General features: G+C 33.7%; 1 protein-coding gene. It reads right to left on the reverse strand.

The features are described 5' to 3' along the window. Positions 1-202, reverse strand: a 202-nt coding sequence (locus CD116_RS06510) for a transposase (RefSeq protein ID WP_142381044.1), incomplete at both ends; no start/stop codon positions are given.

The following is a 202-nucleotide window of genomic DNA, read 5'->3' on the forward strand; positions in this document are numbered from 1 at the left end:
TTTGATCTTGAGCTAACCACATCATTCGAATACTGTCATGAAGTAATTTCTCTATTCTACGACCAGAAAATACAGATTGAGTATATGCATATAAGATGATTTTTAACATCATTTTTGGATGATAGGATGTTGCGCCACGATGATGTCTGAATTCATCGAATTCGCTATCAGGTATCGTTTCAACAATTTCATTAACATATCG

Origin of the sequence: Staphylococcus schweitzeri (genome assembly GCF_002902405.1) — a bacterium.
Lineage (GTDB): Bacteria > Bacillota > Bacilli > Staphylococcales > Staphylococcaceae > Staphylococcus > Staphylococcus schweitzeri.